Source organism: Leptolyngbya sp. FACHB-261 (assembly GCF_014696065.1).
In the GTDB taxonomy this organism is placed as follows: domain Bacteria; phylum Cyanobacteriota; class Cyanobacteriia; order FACHB-261; family FACHB-261; genus FACHB-261.
This window is the reverse complement of record NZ_JACJPL010000018.1, coordinates 462,691-481,169: the sequence shown is the minus strand read 5'-3', so window position 1 is coordinate 481,169 and position 18,479 is coordinate 462,691. Positions and strand designations below refer to the sequence as shown.

Sequence of the window (18,479 nt, the reverse complement as noted above, 5' to 3'; positions counted from 1 at the left end):
CTTAAGAACCGAGACCGTGAGTGTTTGGTTCTTAAGCTCTGGGTTTACCAGACCAGAACCTTTGCCTCATACTCCGGGAGATCTGTAATTAAGGTGTTATCGGTTACCTCTAGGTCGTAGTCGTAGCCCCACTCGTGCCAGGTGCCATCACTGGGAAGATGGGGAATCGTGTAATCCTTCAAGAAATTGCCTGAGAAGTTGGCGATAACAACCACTCGTGAGCCTTCATCGTTCCAGCGCGTATAAGCCAGCACTCGATCCTCTACATTTTCATAGAAGAATTCGATGTTCTCGGTGTAGAGTGCGTGGTTATTTTTGCGCAGGAAAATCAAGCCCCGATAGTAATCGTGCAGGCTGCGGTTGTTGCCGTTTTGCAGTAGGGTCCAGTCGATTTTGTTAGGCTCAACTGACTTGGGTTTGTACTCCGCAAACTCTTCCCCCATCCACAGCATGGGAATGCCAACCGCGGTCATTAATAGAGCAGCGCCTAATTTGGCTCGCTTAAAAGCGGCCTCATCCAAAATGCCTCGTTCGCCCAACTCGAACATCAGGTGGTTGTGGTCGTGGTTGGTGAGGTAATTGACCACATTAGTGGTGCCCATGAAGCCTTCACGTTTAGCATCAAGGGCACTTTTCAGCCGCTCTAGATCGAATTGGTCCTCACAGAGGTGGTCGATCATCGCGTGGTAGAAGTTTTCATGCCAAGCGCCATCCATTGGACCATCAATATTGGTGATGGCTGGGTTTTGCGGAATGTGCTCAGCTACGTTATAAAACGGCTTCATGCTGGCAAATTTTTTAGTTTCCTGAACGATCCAGCTCATGAAGTCGTAGTTAGCAATTTGACGTGCGGCATCGTAGCGAATGCCATCAATGTGATATTCCTCGATCCAGAAGCGAACGGTATCGCCAATAAATTTACGAGCCGGAAAAGTCTTTAACTTCTCGTCATACTGCTCGTAATTAAATTCGGGTCCCCAGTTATTGTCAGGATCGCGGGGGGAGTGATGATACCAGTAGTCGTGGTCAATCTGGGTGAGTGGGCTTTCGGCTTCGGAATGGTTGAAGATACCATCCATCAGCACGCGAATGCCCCGCCCATGACATTCGTCAATCAACCGCTTGAGATCTGCGGTGCTGCCGTAGCTTGACTCAGTCGCAAAGAAATAGCGCGGATTATAGCCCCAACTGTGGTCGCCAGGGTATTCCTTAACAGGCATCAATTCAATGCAGTTGATGCCCAGATCGACTAAGTAATCAAGCTTTTCGATCACATGCTTGTAAGTGCCCCGAGGGTAGGGATCATCCTCACCCCCTGAAAAGTCACCAACATGCAGTTCGTAAATCACTAACTCGTGGTCAGGAGGTAGCGGTTTATTATCATGCTGCCAAACATAGGTATCAACAATGCGCTCACCATCCTTGATCCGCACATTGCAATTTTGGGAGGTGTTGTCAACATCGGTGACGTAAGGATCGTTAACGTCCACCCATTGATCTGGCTCAAAAAACCAACTTCTAGACTGTACCTTGAACTTGTATTGATGAGTGCCGTCTTCTAGGTTAATGGTTGTCCGAAAGATGCCATCTTCCCCTTTCTGCATTGGAACTTCTTGCCAATCGGAAAATGAGCCTACCAATGCTGCTCCCTTGTTGTAAGGAGCCCAAAGCTTAAACTCAATTGGTGCAACCATTAATCTACAAAACTCCCTTATTACCTTGGTCTTGCCAATAATCAATAAACGAACTTGGCTCAATAGCCACAGCTTAGGGAGTGGGCTGAGTTTCAGGGATCACTCCTGAGAGATATCCTCCTGAAGCGGGAGGGAGGATTCCTGTTTACTTCAAGCTTTAACGCAGTATCGAGAGATAGCCCTGCCCTCAAGAGCCGATTCACAACTAAGTCGCGAAGAACCTGCCGTAAATCCACGGACAAATGTCGCGAGTTCAATGTGATATAAACTACATAAATACAGCCTGGGACTGAAGAGTATAAATACTCTTCAGATGGCTTTGGCTATCAAGTTCAATGCCATCACAGTTTTGCAACAGACAATACTTGTCTGTTTTGAATTTTGGTTTGCAGGAAACTTATAGGAAGGGAGCACCCTTTGCAACAAGGAAATTTCCACAGCCGTGGTTACTTCACCCGATGGCTACAGCCTCTGGTGGGACCCGAAAACCTTAGTAGCTGTCCAGCCTAGTATGGGCTTATCTATTGCTGGTTTACTCGTTGCTAGTTTACCGAGCGCTCCAGGCAAACGTCTTTCTGGCATTAAAAAATTAGCTTCCCATCACTCAAGCTGACTACAGCTTCAGCTTCAGTAACGAGCGCTTAAAGATTTCAGTAAATTGAGTTAACTACAGTTCCGCCTCTGGTAAGCCTGCCAGCATAAGCTGATGCTTCAGCAAAGCTCGCTTGAGCGGCTGTTTATCCCGTGCCGGAATGGTGAGTCGTATAGGACTACCCGTTTTGCCATAGATATCGTGGCAGCCCTGGACTTTTAGTAAGGTCCAACCGTAGCACTCCAGCAGAGGAGTGGGATCGTAAGGGCGATCGGTTTGAATTGAGATTAGATTCATAGAGCAATCTCAAGAATAGGTGTGCTGTTGGCGGGGGCACTGACTTCAACGGCTAAGCAAGCGGCAACTGCCTCGTAAAGGTTTCGCTCTAGTTCCTCAACGGTTTCTCCCTGGCTAGCGCATCCAGGCAGAGTAGGCACTTCTGCCCAGTATCCGCCTTCTTCTGCTTGATGAACAACAACCTGAACTTTCATGGCTTCTTTTCCCTGTAACCCTATTAGTGCTCAGAGTCAGCGCTTCGAGCAAAGATAGCACTGAGGCTTAACGTTATTAGAGCAACGCAGATGGTCGCAAGTCATTGTCGAGCTGACACTTGCAGCTCTAGAAACTATCTATTTAGGCTTGGGAAACTTCAGCAGATCTTTAGACTCTTCGCCGTCTCTTTTCGCTCTACAAAGTATCTCTATAAAGCTTGACCAAAATTGTAAAGCTTTACCTTCAATTCGTCAGGATCTTTTACGGAGCTTGCATCACAGCGCTCTAGCTCAGGGCAGCTTAGGCGAGATTAATTCAGACTAGACAGCCATAGATCAGCAATCGCTAATTCCCAATTTGGCAATCGCTCAAACAAGCTAAGAACAATGCTGCCTCTAAGTATAATTGCTTCCTGCTCGAATGATAAATGTTGACGGTTTGCTTGCCAAAATTCAATAAAAAACAGACTGCTCTGTTCAAAACTAAGAAGAATTAGATCTTGTCTTGTAGCAGTCTTGTAGCAGCGGTAACCAAATCAGCTCTAGCGCAGGTTCCAGTTAGGTATGAGATTAGGGTGTAGGCCCTTAGGTTTCACCTGGTAAATGCAAATTTTCTAAACCGGCGACCACTTCGGCCTTGACGATTTTCTCGCCGTTTTGAATCCGTTGCAGTGGCTCATCAGGATCGCCATACTTCACGCCATCGATCACGTAACCAAAGACTGAGTAGAAGCCGTCTAGGGCGTTGCCATCGTAGGGAATCACCTCGCCGTTGCCATAGGAGATGAAGAAGCGGGCCGAGCCTGTATTTGCCTCGCCCTCTGGGTGGGAAAGGGCCAGCGCGCCTCTGTACGAGTTCTTCAGCACTGGTAGGGCATTAACGGGCAGTCCTGCCTCCGCAAAAGTCCGGCCATAGATAGGTTGGCTAGCGCCTTCTGGTTGAATCTCCAGGGGCAAGCGACGCTCCTGACCCGTAGTCGGATCTATAAAGGGCTCGGCGGCGGCTCGCAGAATAAATCGCTCATCCACAATGAGCGGTGTGCCGTTGTAGTAGCCCCGATTGACCAGATCGACAAAGTTACCGGCGGTGAGAGGTGCATGGTCGCCATAAACTTCGACCAGCAGCGTGTGGCCATTTGAGGTGGTTAGCCGCACCTCGGCTCGACCCTCCAACCAAGGATACAGAGGACGCAAGCTTTCTGGAGGTGGGCCGACTAGAGGCTCAGCATCAGACACCTCGCCAGGAACGTAGGCAGGCACCTGCCCAGGACGGCGGGCCAGATTCTTACCCTCAGCACAACTGCCTAAGCTCAGACTCAGGACCAGGACTAGGACCAGGACCAGAGTTCTCAAAGGCAGAGTTCTTAAGGGCAGAGTTCTCAAGGCCAAAGTTCTCAAGGGGGAGGTCATGTCTTCTTGGCTCAGGTCTATCCGGCTCAACACGTAATTCTACCTATTCATTGTTGCTTGAAGTGGTATCTACGCGTGGCTGAGGCAGAGTAGTAATTAGATCTGTATGGCGGACAGATGGCTCTGGGCACACGCTTAAACGCTGCACTTGAACATCTATCTGCCGAATGATTGAGGTGCCTGCCTTTTGTCGGTAATTTAGAAGCTAATTACTGGTTTCTTGAAAGTTTCCACCCTTGACGTTTGGGCTGATTTTAGCGCTCAGGGCTGACCTACCACTGCGGTAGGTCAGTTTCGCCGGCTAAGGGCCTAAGTACAGAGTGATCGATCAAACAAGTAGTAGCTCACAAGCAGGTAAGCCTTTGCTGGAGAGATTCATGGCTAGCAGTCTTTTACCCAACCGTAAGAAAGAGAAAGGGGATGATTTTTGCAATCCCCGTCAGTGCAAAGCCCTGAAGAAGCAGTTGCAAGGCCTGCTTGAAGCACTAGAAGCAGCTAGGGAGGGAGACTTCTCAGCGCGCTTGCCGGTAGAAGATGAAGGTTTGATGGGTGATATCGCTCGGACCTTCAATGAGGTGGTTGGCCTCAACGAGCGCATGTCGGATGAGATGATCCGGGTGGGCCGGGTCGTGGGCCGCGAAGGCCGCATGACCGAGCGAGCTTCGTTAGGACCGGTCAAAGGCGCTTGGGCCAATAAGATTGATTCTCTTAATACCCTAATCGGTGACTTGGTACAGCCTACCGCTGAGTGGGCACGGGTGCTCACCGCAGTGGCTGATGGCGACCTCTCCCAGAAGATGCCTCTAGAAATTGAAGGGGTGCCAGTCAAGGGCGAGTTTCTACGCATTGGTACCACGGTCAACACAATGGTGGACCAGCTCAACTCCTTCGCTTCTGAGGTAACGCGGGTTGCCAAAGAAGTGGGTACTGAAGGCAAGCTGGGTGGTCAGGCCGACGTGAAAGGGGTTTCAGGCACCTGGAAAGACCTGACAGATAACGTCAACCTGCTGGCGGGGAACTTGACCTCACAGGTGCGGAACATCGCGCTGGTGACGACGGCGGTGGCGAACGGGGACTTGTCACAGAAGATCACCGTGGATGCCAAGGGCGAGATTCTGGAGCTGAAGAACACGATCAACGTGATGGTGGACCAGCTCAGTTCGTTTGCAGCAGAGGTCACGCGGGTCGCTAAAGAAGTAGGTACTGAAGGCAAGCTGGGCGGTCAGGCTGAGGTGAAGGGGGTTTCAGGCACCTGGAAAGACCTGACAGATAACGTCAACCTGCTGGCGGGGAACTTGACCTCACAGGTGCGGAACATCGCGCTAGTGACGACAGCAGTAGCGAATGGGGACTTGTCGCAGAAGATCACAGTAGACGCCAAGGGCGAGATTCTGGAGCTGAAGAACACGATCAACGTGATGGTGGACCAGCTCAGCTCGTTTGCGGCAGAGGTGACACGGGTCGCTAAAGAAGTAGGTACTGAAGGCAAACTGGGTGGTCAAGCCGAGGTGAAGGGGGTTTCAGGCACCTGGAAAGACCTGACAGACAACGTCAACCTGCTAGCTGGGAACTTGACCTCACAGGTGCGGAACATTGCGCTAGTCACGACGGCAGTAGCGAATGGTGACTTGTCGCAGAAGATCACGGTAGATGCCAAAGGCGAGATCTTGGAGCTGAAGAACACGGTCAACGTGATGGTGGACCAGCTCAGGTCATTTGCAGCAGAGGTAACGCGGGTCGCTAAAGAAGTAGGTACTGAAGGCAAGCTGGGCGGTCAAGCGCAAGTGCCAGGGGTCGCGGGCACCTGGAAAGACTTGACAGACAATGTGAACCTGCTGGCGGGGAATTTGACCTCACAGGTGCGGAACATTGCGCTAGTCACGACGGCGGTGGCGAACGGAGACTTGTCGCAGAAGATCACCGTAGACGTGAAGGGCGAAGTTCTGGAGCTGAAGAACACGATCAACGTGATGGTGGACCAGCTGCGGTCGTTCGCGTCGGAGGTGACGCGGGTCGCCAAGGAAGTGGGTACCGAGGGCAAACTGGGCGGTCAGGCCGAAGTGAAGGGGGTGGCCGGAACCTGGAAAGACCTCACGGACAATGTGAACTTCATGGCCTCCAACCTGACGTCGCAGGTGCGAAACATTGCCCTGGTGACGACGGCAGTAGCGAACGGAGACTTGTCGCAGAAGATCACCGTGGACGCCAAGGGCGAGATCTTGGAGCTGAAGAACACGATCAACGTGATGGTGGACCAGCTGCGGTCGTTCGCGTCGGAGGTGACACGGGTCGCCAAAGAGGTGGGTACCGAAGGCAAGCTGGGCGGTCAGGCGCAAGTGCCAGGGGTGGCCGGGACCTGGAAAGACTTGACAGACAACGTGAACCTGCTGGCGGGGAACCTGACCTCACAGGTGCGGAACATTGCGCTAGTCACAACGGCAGTAGCTAATGGGGACTTGTCACAGAAGATCACCGTGGATGCACGGGGCGAGATCTTAGAGCTGAAGAACACGATCAACGTGATGGTGGACCAGCTGCGGTCATTTGCATCTGAGGTGACACGGGTCGCCAAGGAGGTGGGTACCGAAGGCAAACTGGGTGGTCAGGCTGAGGTGAAGGGGGTTTCAGGCACCTGGAAGGACCTGACAGACAACGTCAACCTGCTGGCGGGGAACTTGACGGCCCAGGTGCGGAACATTGCGCTGGTGACGACGGCAGTAGCGAACGGGGACTTGTCACAGAAGATCACCGTCGATGCGCGGGGCGAGATCTTAGAGCTGAAGAACACGATCAACGTGATGGTGGACCAGCTCAGCTCGTTTGCGGCAGAGGTAACGCGGGTTGCCAAGGAAGTGGGTACCGAGGGCAAACTGGGCGGTCAGGCCGTGGTGCGCGGCGTGGCTGGCACCTGGAAGGACCTGACGGACAACGTGAATTTCATGGCCTCCAACCTGACTACGCAGGTGCGCGGCATCGTCAAAGTGGTGACAGCGGTGGCCAACGGCGACCTGACCCAAAAGCTGAAAGTGGAAGCGAAGGGCGAGGTGGCGGCACTAGCCGACACGATCAACAGCATGACCGAAACGCTGGGCATCTTCGCCGAACAGGTAACCAGTGTGGCTCGCGAGGTAGGTATCGAAGGCAAGTTGGGAGGTCAGGCCAGGGTGCCGGGGGTGGCCGGAACCTGGAAAGATTTGACCGACAACGTGAATTTCATGGCCTCCAACCTGACTACGCAGGTGCGCGGCATTGTGCGTGTGGTGACGGCGGTGGCTAACGGCGACCTGACCCAGAAGCTGAAAGTGGAGGCCAAGGGCGAAATTGCAGCGTTGGCCGACACAATCAACAGCATGACCGAGACGCTAGGCATCTTTGCTGAGCAGGTAACGACTGTGGCTCGCGAGGTGGGCATCGAAGGCAAGCTGGGAGGTCAAGCCAGGGTGCCGGGGGCAGCCGGAACCTGGAAAGATTTGACCGACAACGTGAACCAGCTCGCCGGTAACTTGACAGCGCAGGTGCGAGCCATTGCTGAGGTGGCAACGGCGGTAACGCAGGGGGATCTGACCCGGTCAATTACCGTGGAGGCCGAGGGCGAGGTCTCTGAGTTGAAAGACAACATCAACCAGATGATCTCCAACCTTAAGGACACTACCCAGAAGAACATGGAGCAGGACTGGTTAAAGACCAACCTGGCCAAGTTCTCCGGCATGATGCAGGGTCAGAAGAACCTAGAGGCGGTGTCCAAGCTGCTGATGTCTGAGCTGACGCCTCTGGTTTCGGCCCACCACGGCATATTCTTCATGATGGACTCGGAAAACGAGTGCCCCACGCTCAAGCTGATCAGCAGCTACGCTTACCGAGAACGCAAGAACGTTGCCAATCGCTTCCACTTAGGTGAGGGGTTGGTCGGCCAGTGCGCTTTAGAGAAGAAGAGCATTCTGCTCACGCGCGTGCCCAGCGACTACATCCAGATCAGCTCTGGCTTGGGTGAAGCACCGCCGCTGAACATCATTGTGCTGCCGGTGCTGTTTGAGGGCGAAGTCAAAGCGGTGATCGAGCTGGCTTCCTTCCAAGCCTTCAGCGAAATCCACCAGATCTTCCTGGAGCAGTTGATGGGCAGCATTGGCGTGGTGCTCAACATGATCACCGCTAATATGCGAACCGAGGAGCTGTTACAAGAGCTGAAGCGTTCCAATGCAGAACTAGAAGCTCAAGCCAAGGAACTGGAAGAAAAAGCCTCGCTGCTCGAACTCAAGAACAAAGAAGTCGAACTGGCCAGCGTGTCCTTGGAAGAAAAGGCCGAGCAGTTGGCCCTCATCTCCAAGTACAAGTCCGAGTTCCTGGCCAATATGTCGCACGAGTTGCGCACGCCGCTCAACAGCTTGCTCATCCTAGCCAAGTTACTGTCCGACAACCGCGACAACAACCTCAGTGCCAAGCAAGTTGAGTTTGCCAACACGATCTACTCTTCGGGTTGCGACCTGCTGACGCTAATCAACGAGATTCTCGACCTGTCCAAGGTGGAATCGGGCAAGATGAGCGTCTACGCCAAAGAAATTTGGCTGGCCAGCATCAAGGACTACGTCGAGCGCAGCTTCCGCCAGGTGGCTCGCCAGAAAGGGCTCGAATTCCGTATCGACCTCAAGCCCAATCTGCCCCAGACTGTCTACACCGACCCGCAGCGGTTGCAACAGGTGCTGCGCAACCTGCTATCCAATGCCTTCAAGTTCACTGATCAGGGCCGAGTGGTCATGCATGTGGGCGTCGCTGAGCCGGGCTTGAAGTTTGATAACGACAGCCTGAATCTTGCGCCGCAGGTGTTGGCCTTCTCGGTCACAGACACAGGCATTGGCATCCCTAGAGACAAGCAGAAGCTAATCTTTGAAGCCTTCCAGCAAGCCGACGGCACCACCAGCCGCAAGTACGGCGGCACCGGGCTGGGCCTGACGATCAGTCGGGAAATCGCGCGGCTGTTGGGTGGTGAGATTCAGGTCGAGAGTGTCATTGGTCGGGGTAGCACCTTCACCTTGTATCTGCCCCAGACCTACGACGGACCCGAGCCCGATCTGCGCGAAGAAGAGTTTAGTCAGACTCCAGAATTGCCTCAGGCCAGCAGTAACGGCGGCAGTAACGGTAGCCTGAGTCTTCTATCTGAATTGCTGCCGCCGGTCGCTTTGACGGTTAGCGATGACCGCCATCAGTTGCTGGCTGGGGATCGAGTGTTGTTGATCATCGAAAACGATGTCAACTTCGCCCGCATTCTGCTAAACATGGCCCACGAAAAAGGCTTCAAGGGTCTAGTGGCGCTGGATGGTAATGCAGGATTGGCAATGGCCCATCAATACAAGCCCGATGCGATCACGCTCGATCTGCAAATTCCAGGGCTAGAGGGTCCGCAATTGCTCGACCGCTTGAAGCACCACCTAGAGACCCGCCATATCCCCGTCCATCTGATCAGCGTGTTCGATCCCAGCCATCCGGATACTCCTCCCGGTGCCATTGGTTATCTCCAGAAGCCAGTGAGCCGCGAGAGCCTGAGCGAAGCCTTCGGCTACATTGCCAGTTTTATTGGCCGCAATCCCAAGAACTTGCTCGTGGTTGAAGACGACGAAGCCCAACGGCTGAGCCTGATGGAGCTGATGCATGGCGACGATCTGCTGACCACAGCGGTGGGAACAGGGGAGCAGGCGCTTGAAGAGTTGAGCAGGAAGCAGTACGACTGTGTTGTTCTCGACCTGGGTCTACCAGATATGTCCGGCTTCGAGCTGCTGGAAGAGATCAAAAAGCATGGCCAGGGGCCAAACCCACCGGTGATTATCTACACGGGTCGGGACTTGAGCCCTGAAGAAGAGGCTCGCCTTAGGAAGCACGCCGGTAGCATCATCACCAAAGGGGCTAAGTCGGCGGAACGGCTTCTGGATGAGACCGCTCTGTTCCTGCATCGGGTGGTCGCCAAGCTGCCAGAGGCAAATCGCAAAGCGATCCAGGAATTCGACAGCGAAAACGATGTCCTGCTCGGCAAAAAGATGCTAGTTGTAGACGACGATATGCGTAATATCTTCGCCCTGACTAGTATCTTAGAAAGTCGAGGCATCGAGGTGGTCTTCGCTGAAAATGGCAGAGACTGTATTGAATTGCTCCAGAAACATCCAGACATTACTCTGATCTTGATGGACGTAATGATGCCGGAGATGGATGGTTACGAAACGATGCGCACCATTCGCAAGATGGCGCAGTACAAAAACTTGCCGATTATCTCGCTCACTGCAAAAGCAATGAAGGGAGATCGTGAGAAATGTATTGCCGCCGGTGCGTCCGATTACATTCCCAAGCCGGTGGACACTGATCAGTTACTCTCGCTGATGCGAGCGTGGTTGGGGTCAGGAGAGCAAGCCTAAAACTGCCCGTTTCTTATGCAAACCGCTGGCAAAGCAAATGTGCTGCTGGTTGATGATCGCTCAGAAAATCTATTGGCGCTCGAAGCGACTCTGGAGTCACTGGGACAAAATCTAATCAGAGCAAATTCTGGAGAGGAGGCACTCAAGTGGCTGCTCAAAGAAGAGTTCGCCGTGATTTTGCTCGACGTGCAGATGCCTGGTTTGGACGGGTTTGAGACGGCAGCCTTAATCAAGGAACGCGAAAAATCCCGCTCTATTCCAATCATCTTCCTCACAGCGATCAGCAAGGAAGACCAATACGTTTTCAGGGGCTATTCGGTTGGGGCGGTGGACTATGTGTTCAAACCTTTTGAACCCAATATCCTCCGCTCCAAGGTGGCAGTCTTTGTCGATCTGTACCAAAAGAATCAACAGATTCGGGTGCAGGCTGAGATTCTGCGCCAGCTAGAAAAGCGCGAACGCGAACGCGAAGTGGCTGAGCTAAAACGGGTCAGCCGCGACCGTTATCGCAATCTTGCAGAGGCGATCCCGCAGATTGTTTGGACCGCTCGTCCCGATGGTCGCTTGGAGTATCACAATCAACGCTGGGTTGATTACACCGGCCTGAATCTAGAGCAATCCAAGGGCTGGGGCTGGGAACGGGTCATGCATCCCGATGACCTGCCCCTGCACCGGGAGCGCTGGCAGCATTCCCTGCAAACCGGCCAACCCTGTGAGATAGAAGGTCGCCTCAAACAAGGCAACACAGGTATCTACCGCTGGCACTTGATTCGAGCTTTGCCCGAGCGCGATCAGAACGGCAAGATTCTGGCCTGGTTGGGAACCTGCACTGACATCGAAGAGCAAAGGCAAGCCACTGAAACTCTGAAGCGCCAAAATCAGGAACTCGAACTGCAACGCCAGCAAATTTACGCGCAAAACTTGAAACTGCGTGAGGCTACTCAGCTCAAGTCGCAGTTTTTGGCCAGCATGTCGCACGAGTTGCGCACACCGCTCAATGCAATTATTGGCTTTTCCGATCTGCTGTTGCGTCAGCGTTATGACACGCTGTCGGCGCAGCAGGTCGATATGTTGCAGCGGATTTTGAATAATGGTCGGCACCTGCTTACGCTAATCAACGATGTTTTAGACATCTCTAAAATCGAAGCCGGACGTCTGGAACTGCGCCTGGAAGAGGTCAACCTGGCAGAACTGGTGGCCGCAACCACGCACGAACTGCGCTCCCTGGCTGATCAGAAATCGTTGGTCCTTCAGGTTCACTGTGAGCTGCGCAACCCACGCATCTTTAACGACAGCGCCCGTCTGCGTCAGGTCGTGATCAATCTGCTGTCGAACGCGATTAAGTTCACTGAAGTGGGCAGCGTGCGTATCGAAGTTAGCGAGATGGGCGAAAACCAGCTGTGTCTGCTGGTGAAAGACACCGGCATTGGCATTAGCCCAGATAACTTGGATCATATTTTTGAAGCCTTCCGGCAGGTTGATCAAAGCTCAACCCGTAAGCATGGCGGTACAGGCCTGGGCTTGGCGATTAGCCAGCGATTAGTCCAGATGATGGGCGGCACGATCCGGGTTGAAAGTCAGCTCGATCGGGGCTCAACCTTCCGAGTCGAACTGCCCCGTCGGCTCAACTCCCAAGTGCCCGCTACGGGTTATCTAACCCCAAATCCACCCGAGTCCAGGTCAGCGCCAGTATCCACCTCCAAAACGGTGCTGCTGATCGATAACAATCCCGATTTCCAGCATTTGCTCTCGGTTTGGCTAGCCGATAGTGGCTACACCCTGCTCAGTGCGCCAACCGGTGAAGAAGGCTTGCTCCTAGCGCGTCAGCATCAACCGGCGGCGATCATTTTGGATGTGATTTTGCCCCAGATGGATGGCTGGCAAGTGCTCTATCAGCTCAAAGCTGACAGCCGTACGCAGACGATTCCTGTGATTGTTCAAAGCGTGTGCGACTCGCGCGAGCTGGGCTACCGTCTAGGGGCCGCTGACTATATTGTCAAGCCGGTTTGTCAGGAACAAGTGCTAGCTACCCTGGCCACTTGGGGGATTCAGCTACAGAGCAAGGCTGAGGCAGTGACGGAACAGGAAGTCGGCTAGCAAAACAGAAAATAGTTGCAAGTAGGGACTTGGCGGGGGCTTGGCAATGCCAAGCTCCTACTGCTTATAGATGGCACTGAGTTGGCACTAATAAAGCTTGTTGAATCAGACTAACCAATTTCTAGATCTTGTTTGGAGATTCTGCAAAGCTTTTGTTAGTGTAGCTAGCTCAAGTGACTAAGCATTTTTGCTGCAAATTCAGTTGCAATATAAAACAATCGCAATGTAGTCGCAATGTAACTTTAGAAGCTCAAAAATCACTGGAAGTCACGTTACAAAACTAGACGCAAAAAGCCAGCAAACCTGAAGAAAAAGACAAGGTTATCCCCTTAGACAGCAGAGATCTTTACCTTAAGATCAACTCAACCATCTGGGCAACTTTTTATGGCGAAACGGTACTTCGTTATTGGGGCAGGGGTCGCAGGAATTAGCGCTGCTGAAGAGATTCGACGGGGAGATGAAAGCGCTGAAATCACGGTGATCAACGGCGAGTCTTATCCGTTTTATCGTCGTTTGTCGCTCTCAACTTATCTCCAAGGGCACACGACATTACCAGCGTTAATTGTCAAGCAGCCCCAGGATTACGAAGCACTAGCAATCACAGTATTGCAAGACCGAGTTAGCCAGTTAGAAGCAGACCATAACCGTCTGATGCTGGAAAGCGGTGAAGTCTGCAACTACGATGGCTTAGTTATTGCAACAGGTGGCAAGGCGCTGCGCCCGCCGATCGAAGGGCTAGAACTGACTGGAGTTCGCCTAGGCTATTGGGACATTGAAGATACCCTATGGTACGAGGAGCGGGCGAAGCAGGTTCAAGGCCGCAAAGCCCGTGCCGTTGTTGTTGGCGGTGGTGTGCTGGGCTTAGAACTAGCCGACTGTCTCAACAAAGCAGGGCTAGAGGTCACAGTTCTGCAATTGACCAATTGGCTCGGCGATCCACTAGCCGACGAGCTAGCCGGACGGATGATTGAGGAACGAGTGCGGGAGAGCGGCGCCGATTACCGAGTTGGCACTTCGGCTACTCGCTTGTTGAGCGATGAGCATGGCCATGTCCGCGCCGTAGTCACCAGCACCGGCGAAGAGATCGCCGCTGATATGGTGGGTATCTGCTGTGGCATTCAGCCCAATGTGAGCTGGCTAGAGGGGTCTGGTGTTCGTCTGGAACGGGGCTGTGTCGCTGTTAACGAGGTATTGGGCACCAACTACGCCAATATCTACGCAGCAGGCGACTGCACCTGGGTTCAGGGCGGCATGATGATCGGTCGTCGTCCCAACCGCACTTGGCAGGTTGCCACGCTGCAAGGTCTAGTCGCTGCTCAAAACCTGCTGGGAGCCAAGCGAGTGTACGACGAAGGGCTGTTCTACAACGCAGGCGTTCTCTACGACCTGCCCTACACCCTGCTGGGCAAGTTCAACCCAGCACCCGAAGAAGGCTGCGAATCTCGCCTTTACGATACGGCTGGCGACCCCTTCGCTTACTTCAAACTCAACTTCCAGGACGGTCGTCTGGTTGGGGCTTTATTGCTGGGTCAGCAGCGCCGCACTCCAGTTCTGCGCAAGATCATGGAGGGCAACTACATTGTCACCGGCCACGAACACGAACTCATGGACCTGAAGTTCAAGCCTAAAGGTCTGCCAGTGGCTGATATAAACAACGCAGGCGATGCAGAAGTTGAAAGCAAACTAGCTGCCTACGCTAAAGCAGCCCAAGCAACAACTTAATTCCCATTTAAAACCGCTAGTAGGGGCTGGGTCACCCAGCCCTTATAACTATATCCAGCCTTTATAAATACAGAATAAATACAGAGGCTGGTTGTGTAGGGGCGGGGTCTTCCTGCCCTTGTTAAGTTATGAGCTTAAGTATGAGCTAGTGAAATAACCAAGTTGTCCAAGCATACTTCTGCCCTTCAATCACCGCTAAAGATTGATGGGGATGGGTATAGTAAGCCGGAAAGACAAGGACGCTGCCAGTCTGAGGCTTCACCTTGAGGTTTTGGCGATCGAAAAAGGTTTCGCCACCCTCAAAATCTTCATTCAAATAGCCCACAAGACTAATATCTCGGGTGGGTAATCCCTGGGCAATTTCTGCAAAGCGACTGGCTAGCAAGAGGTTGTCCACATGGCGCTTGTAAAACTGCCCTGATTGATAGCGTAAGAGGCTGCAATCCTCGCTGTGGGGGAAAGCAACCCCATAGTGCTGATGCAGCAGGGTTTGAATGCTGGCAACCTGTGCTAGCAAAAGCTGATTGGTGGATTGCAGCAATGGATCAGAGCCCCCTAAGCGCAACAAATCATTGCTGCGAATCTTGGTATCTACTCGCTCAACTGCAATTCCAGCAGCTTGCAGCTGAAAACACTCAAGCACTTCAATCAAATGCTTGCAGAAGGTGAGAGGCAGCAAGCCCTCCACCAACAGAATATCTGCACCTAAATCTGTAAACTGAATAGGCATTTTTTAGATATTTCTAGTATCTCTAGATGCTTTTGCAACGACGGGTGATTCTCTAGCGAGAGAGCTGTTTCCAGAGCGGTCTCAGCCAGCTTTTGCTAGCTTCTAGCCAAGTTTGAGCCAAATAGCGCAGGGTCTGTTTAGGAGAGTACCCAAATGCTTGGACAAGCATCTGCATGCGAAATAAAGCATCACGACGGCCCATCTGCCGAGTGAGCTTGTCTACCCGCAAGAGCGCATGGCATCTCGCCCCGGCTTCCAAATCTCGGTAAGGCTGACTGCGAGCATCGACAAAAAAGCAATCCAGCAATTGGAGAACTTCTTGAGACCATTGCCGGTGGTTATCGACTAGATTGCTAGCGTGAAGAACGCGGCTGACTAAACACTGTGGAGTGTAGGCAAAGCTACCGCTATGCAACAGACGCAAATACCATTCCCGGTCGTGAACAATGCGCAGCGTTTGGTTGAGAGCGCCAGATTGCTTTAGAGCCTCACTGCGAACCATGACAACTGACATCGTGATGATGAAATTGTCATCAAGCAGAAGATGTTCGATTAGGTCGGGATAGGTCGGTTTAGGCTTTGCAATATAGCGTCTTTTGCGATTGCCCTTAACCTCCAAGCAATCGCAGAAAGCCAGGACTGCCTCGGGGTGTGCTTGTAGAGTTTTAATCTGGGCTTCTAGATAATTGGGTAGCCACTGGTCATCAGAATCCAGAAAGGCAATAAGCTCGCCACTAGCAAGGCTCATCCCCTGGTTACGGGCTCCTGCTGCGCCTTCATTTTGGGACAGACGCAGCAAGCGAACCTCTGGATAGGTTTGGGCGATCCAATCAGCAGTGCCGTCGCTAGAGGCATCATCTACCACGATCAACTCGTAGTTGGGATAGGTCTGCTGTAAAACACTGCTGAGCGCAGGCTCAATGCAGTGTTTGCGGTTGTAGGACGGGATAATCACAGACACCAATGGTCTCTGAGGCAGCATTCGACACCTTAAAGTGTTAGCTAATCGGTCTAGTCTAGACTCACGCTTAAGAGTTCCCCTGTGACCTAGTACCCTACTGAAGCTGACGCCGAAACTGACGAATGCTCAAGGTCATCAGCACCAGCGCAAAGGCAAGCAGGGTTAACACTTGGGGCCACAGTGACTCCAGCCCTACACCCTTGAGCAACACACCGCGACAGACCTCAATGAAATACCGCAGGGGATCTAAGTGGCTCAGAAATTGCATGAAGGGCGGCATCGCTGAGGTGGGGCTAGTGGCGCCCGACAGAATCACCATCGGCGGATTAATAAAGAACGCTGTTAATTGTGCCTGTTGCTGACTCTTGGAAAATGAGGCTAGCAGAATGCCAATGCTGATGCCCACCCAGAAATACAGGCTGCTCACGCCCAGAAACACCAGAAAATTTCCCCGTAGAGGCACACCAAACACCAGACGCGCCACGGTCAGCGCGATGCAGGCATCCATAATCAGCAAAACCAGCAACGGGCAGATCTTGGCAAGGATGACTTCGGTATTGGAAGCGGGTGTCATCAAAAGCTGCTCGATCGTGCCCGCTTCTTTTTCTCGAACGACCGAGGTTGAGGCTAACTGCGAACCGATCACCGTGAGCAATACGCCGATCATCCCCGGCACAATGAACCAGGCCGTATCGAGCCCCTGATTGTAGAGCACCAAGGTCTTGAGCTGCACTTGAGCGCGTCGGGCTGAACTGGCAACCCCAGGCCGGTTATCCCGTTGGCGCAGGTTATAGTCGCTCACTAACTGAGTGACGTAGCCTGAAGCAATGCTGGCCGTGTTGGCATCCACCGCATCGTAAAGCACCTGCACTTGGGCGCTGCGACCCCGAGCAATATCTTCAGCAAACTCGGGCGGGATGGTAACGCCAACCGTCAGATTACCTCGGGCCAGGGCATCAGCCATTTCCGACGCTGAGGTGTAGTAGTTGCTGACGGTGAGTGCATCAGTCTGCTCAAAAATCTCGATTAGTTCACGGGAGGCTGAACTCTGGCTGTAGTCGGCAATGCCAACCTTCAAATCCTTGAAGTCAGGATTGAGGGCAAACCCATAAAGCAGCAGCATGACCGTGGGCGGCACCAGAATGATCCGCACCATCTGAGGGTTGTGCAAAATCTGAGCCAGCTCTTTGCGAAACAAGGCCCAGAAGCGGCTGCCCAGCAACCCATCCAACCAACTCACCAACTGTTTGTGCATGGGTTACTCCACCTGCATTTTGCGCAACTTGCGCCAAGCCAGAAAGAAAAACAAACTCGCTAGCCCCGCCAAAGCCAGCACCGGCAGCCAAACTGCGGGCCAGCCCACGCCGCGCGCGAAGGCATCCCGGGTCAGCAAAATGTAGTAGCGAGCCGGGACCAAAGCCGAAACCCAACGCAGACCCCAGGGAATGTTAGACACTGGGTAGATATACTCAGACATCAGCAGCGACAACAGAAAGGCTGAGAGCGTGACTGCCTGAATCGTCGATCCCTGAGACTTGGTGCCGCTGCCGATGAAAATGCCCCAAAACACGCCGCAGGCAATGTAGAGAAGCGAGCCCAGAATCAGTGGCGTAGGATCGCCCACAAACCACAGGCGGAATAGGCTGTAGGCAGTCAGATTGACCAGCAGCACTTCCGCCATGCCCACTAACCAGTAGGCCAAGCCCTTGCCCAGCAGATACTCCGTTCCTGTCAGACTGGAGGCGTAGACCTGGGTGATCGTGCCATTCTCATGTTCTCGGGCCGTCGCCAGCCCGGCTATCAGAGGCGGAAACAGGGTCAGCGCTACAGCCATTGCGCCAGGACCGATGTACTTCAGCGTCTCCAGTCCGGGGTTGTACCACAGCCGCGATTGCAACTGCACGGCAGGGGGCCTGCTACTGACCTGAAGATTAGTAACAAAGGCATTGGTAGTGGCTTTGGCGTTACCTCGCACGATATTGGCTGTGTTGGCATCAGTGCCATCCAGCAAAATCTGAACCTCGGCTTCGCGCCCCTGCCGCCGGAGATCACGCGAAAACTCCGGCGGAATAATCAGACCGGCTGAGGCACGACCTTGATCGAGCAGCTTGGCAACATTGACCTCTGGCCCCTGGGCTACCAGGCGAAATTTATTGGTGCGCTCGAAAGTAGCGATGTACTCACGACTGGCGGGGCTGCCATCGAGGTCCTGAATCGCCAGACTGATGTCCTTCACGTCTAGTGAAACTGCAAAGCCGAACAGCAGCAGCATCAACAGTGGTAACACCAGCGCCAGCGCCAGGGTCAGCCGGTCACGGCCCAGCTGGGTCAGTTCTTTGAGGGTTTGGGCCAGAATGCGCTTGGGTCGAATTGCCATGAGCTGC

11 protein-coding genes are annotated in these 18,479 nt (G+C 53.2%); 3 read left to right on the top strand and 8 right to left on the bottom strand.

Annotated features, from left to right (window positions below; translation table 11 throughout):
• Positions 1 to 44 precede the first annotated feature (44 nt).
• From H6F94_RS11490 to H6F94_RS11475, 4 genes are all read right to left on the bottom strand, one after another.
• Complete coding sequence (locus tag H6F94_RS11490; RefSeq protein WP_190802345.1) at positions 45 to 1,694, bottom strand: alpha-amylase family glycosyl hydrolase; 1,650 nt, start codon at positions 1,692 to 1,694, stop codon at positions 45 to 47.
• A gap of 667 nt (positions 1,695 to 2,361) precedes the next feature.
• The gene (locus tag H6F94_RS11485) at positions 2,362 to 2,583 is read right to left on the bottom strand and encodes a type II toxin-antitoxin system HicA family toxin (RefSeq protein ID WP_190802344.1); all 222 of its coding nucleotides are present in this window, start codon (positions 2,581 to 2,583) and stop codon (positions 2,362 to 2,364) included.
• Positions 2,580 to 2,777: a type II toxin-antitoxin system HicB family antitoxin gene (locus H6F94_RS11480; protein WP_190802343.1), complete on the bottom strand. Its 198-nt coding sequence runs from the start codon at positions 2,775 to 2,777 to the stop codon at positions 2,580 to 2,582. The genes H6F94_RS11485 and H6F94_RS11480 overlap by 4 nt, the downstream gene beginning before the upstream one ends.
• Before the next feature lie 585 nt (positions 2,778 to 3,362).
• The gene (locus H6F94_RS11475; RefSeq protein ID WP_190802342.1) at positions 3,363 to 4,187 is read right to left on the bottom strand and encodes a peptidylprolyl isomerase; all 825 of its coding nucleotides are present in this window, start codon (positions 4,185 to 4,187) and stop codon (positions 3,363 to 3,365) included.
• Between the two features lie 377 nt (positions 4,188 to 4,564).
• Between H6F94_RS11475 and H6F94_RS11470 the strand changes: the two genes are divergently transcribed.
• The 3 genes from H6F94_RS11470 to H6F94_RS11460 all read left to right on the top strand — a co-directional run bounded on the left by H6F94_RS11470 (position 4,565) and on the right by H6F94_RS11460 (position 14,404).
• A complete protein-coding gene (locus H6F94_RS11470) occupies positions 4,565 to 10,585 on the top strand; it encodes a HAMP domain-containing protein (RefSeq protein ID WP_190802341.1) in 6,021 nt (2,006 codons plus the stop codon).
• Between the two features lie 15 nt (positions 10,586 to 10,600).
• Positions 10,601 to 12,682 carry a response regulator gene (locus H6F94_RS11465; RefSeq protein ID WP_190802340.1) on the top strand — a complete coding sequence of 694 codons (2,082 nt, stop codon included), beginning with the start codon at positions 10,601 to 10,603 and terminating at the stop codon, positions 12,680 to 12,682.
• Positions 12,683 to 13,066: 384 nt separating this feature from the next.
• Positions 13,067 to 14,404 carry an NAD(P)/FAD-dependent oxidoreductase gene (locus tag H6F94_RS11460; protein WP_190802339.1) on the top strand — a complete coding sequence of 446 codons (1,338 nt, stop codon included), beginning with the start codon at positions 13,067 to 13,069 and terminating at the stop codon, positions 14,402 to 14,404.
• 145 nt (positions 14,405 to 14,549) lie between these two features.
• Here the strand turns inward: H6F94_RS11460 and H6F94_RS11455 are convergent, their stop codons facing one another.
• From H6F94_RS11455 to H6F94_RS11440, 4 genes are all read right to left on the bottom strand, one after another.
• A complete protein-coding gene (locus tag H6F94_RS11455) occupies positions 14,550 to 15,134 on the bottom strand; it encodes a prolyl hydroxylase family protein (protein ID WP_190802338.1) in 585 nt (194 codons plus the stop codon).
• 52 nt (positions 15,135 to 15,186) lie between these two features.
• The gene (locus tag H6F94_RS11450; RefSeq protein WP_190802337.1) at positions 15,187 to 16,095 is read right to left on the bottom strand and encodes a glycosyltransferase family 2 protein; all 909 of its coding nucleotides are present in this window, start codon (positions 16,093 to 16,095) and stop codon (positions 15,187 to 15,189) included.
• Between the two features lie 94 nt (positions 16,096 to 16,189).
• Positions 16,190 to 17,350: an ABC transporter permease gene (locus H6F94_RS11445; RefSeq protein ID WP_190802336.1), complete on the bottom strand. Its 1,161-nt coding sequence runs from the start codon at positions 17,348 to 17,350 to the stop codon at positions 16,190 to 16,192.
• A gap of 3 nt (positions 17,351 to 17,353) precedes the next feature.
• A complete protein-coding gene (locus H6F94_RS11440; protein ID WP_190802335.1) occupies positions 17,354 to 18,472 on the bottom strand; it encodes an ABC transporter permease in 1,119 nt (372 codons plus the stop codon).
• Positions 18,473 to 18,479: the final 7 nt, after the last annotated feature.

Excerpts from the sequence above, each read along its gene's own strand:
- H6F94_RS11490 (WP_190802345.1), bottom strand. The coding sequence starts at position 1,694 with ATGGTTGCACCAATTGAGTTTAAGCTTTGGGCTCCTTACAACAAGGGA.
- H6F94_RS11485 (WP_190802344.1), bottom strand. The coding sequence starts at position 2,583 with ATGAATCTAATCTCAATTCAAACCGATCGCCCTTACGATCCCACTCCT.
- H6F94_RS11480 (WP_190802343.1), bottom strand. The coding sequence starts at position 2,777 with ATGAAAGTTCAGGTTGTTGTTCATCAAGCAGAAGAAGGCGGATACTGG.
- H6F94_RS11475 (WP_190802342.1), bottom strand. The coding sequence starts at position 4,187 with ATGACCTCCCCCTTGAGAACTTTGGCCTTGAGAACTCTGCCCTTAAGA.
- H6F94_RS11470 (WP_190802341.1), top strand. The coding sequence starts at position 4,565 with ATGGCTAGCAGTCTTTTACCCAACCGTAAGAAAGAGAAAGGGGATGAT.
- H6F94_RS11465 (WP_190802340.1), top strand. The coding sequence starts at position 10,601 with ATGCAAACCGCTGGCAAAGCAAATGTGCTGCTGGTTGATGATCGCTCA.
- H6F94_RS11460 (WP_190802339.1), top strand. The coding sequence starts at position 13,067 with ATGGCGAAACGGTACTTCGTTATTGGGGCAGGGGTCGCAGGAATTAGC.
- H6F94_RS11455 (WP_190802338.1), bottom strand. The coding sequence starts at position 15,134 with ATGCCTATTCAGTTTACAGATTTAGGTGCAGATATTCTGTTGGTGGAG.
- H6F94_RS11445 (WP_190802336.1), bottom strand. The coding sequence starts at position 17,350 with ATGCACAAACAGTTGGTGAGTTGGTTGGATGGGTTGCTGGGCAGCCGC.
- H6F94_RS11440 (WP_190802335.1), bottom strand. The coding sequence starts at position 18,472 with ATGGCAATTCGACCCAAGCGCATTCTGGCCCAAACCCTCAAAGAACTG.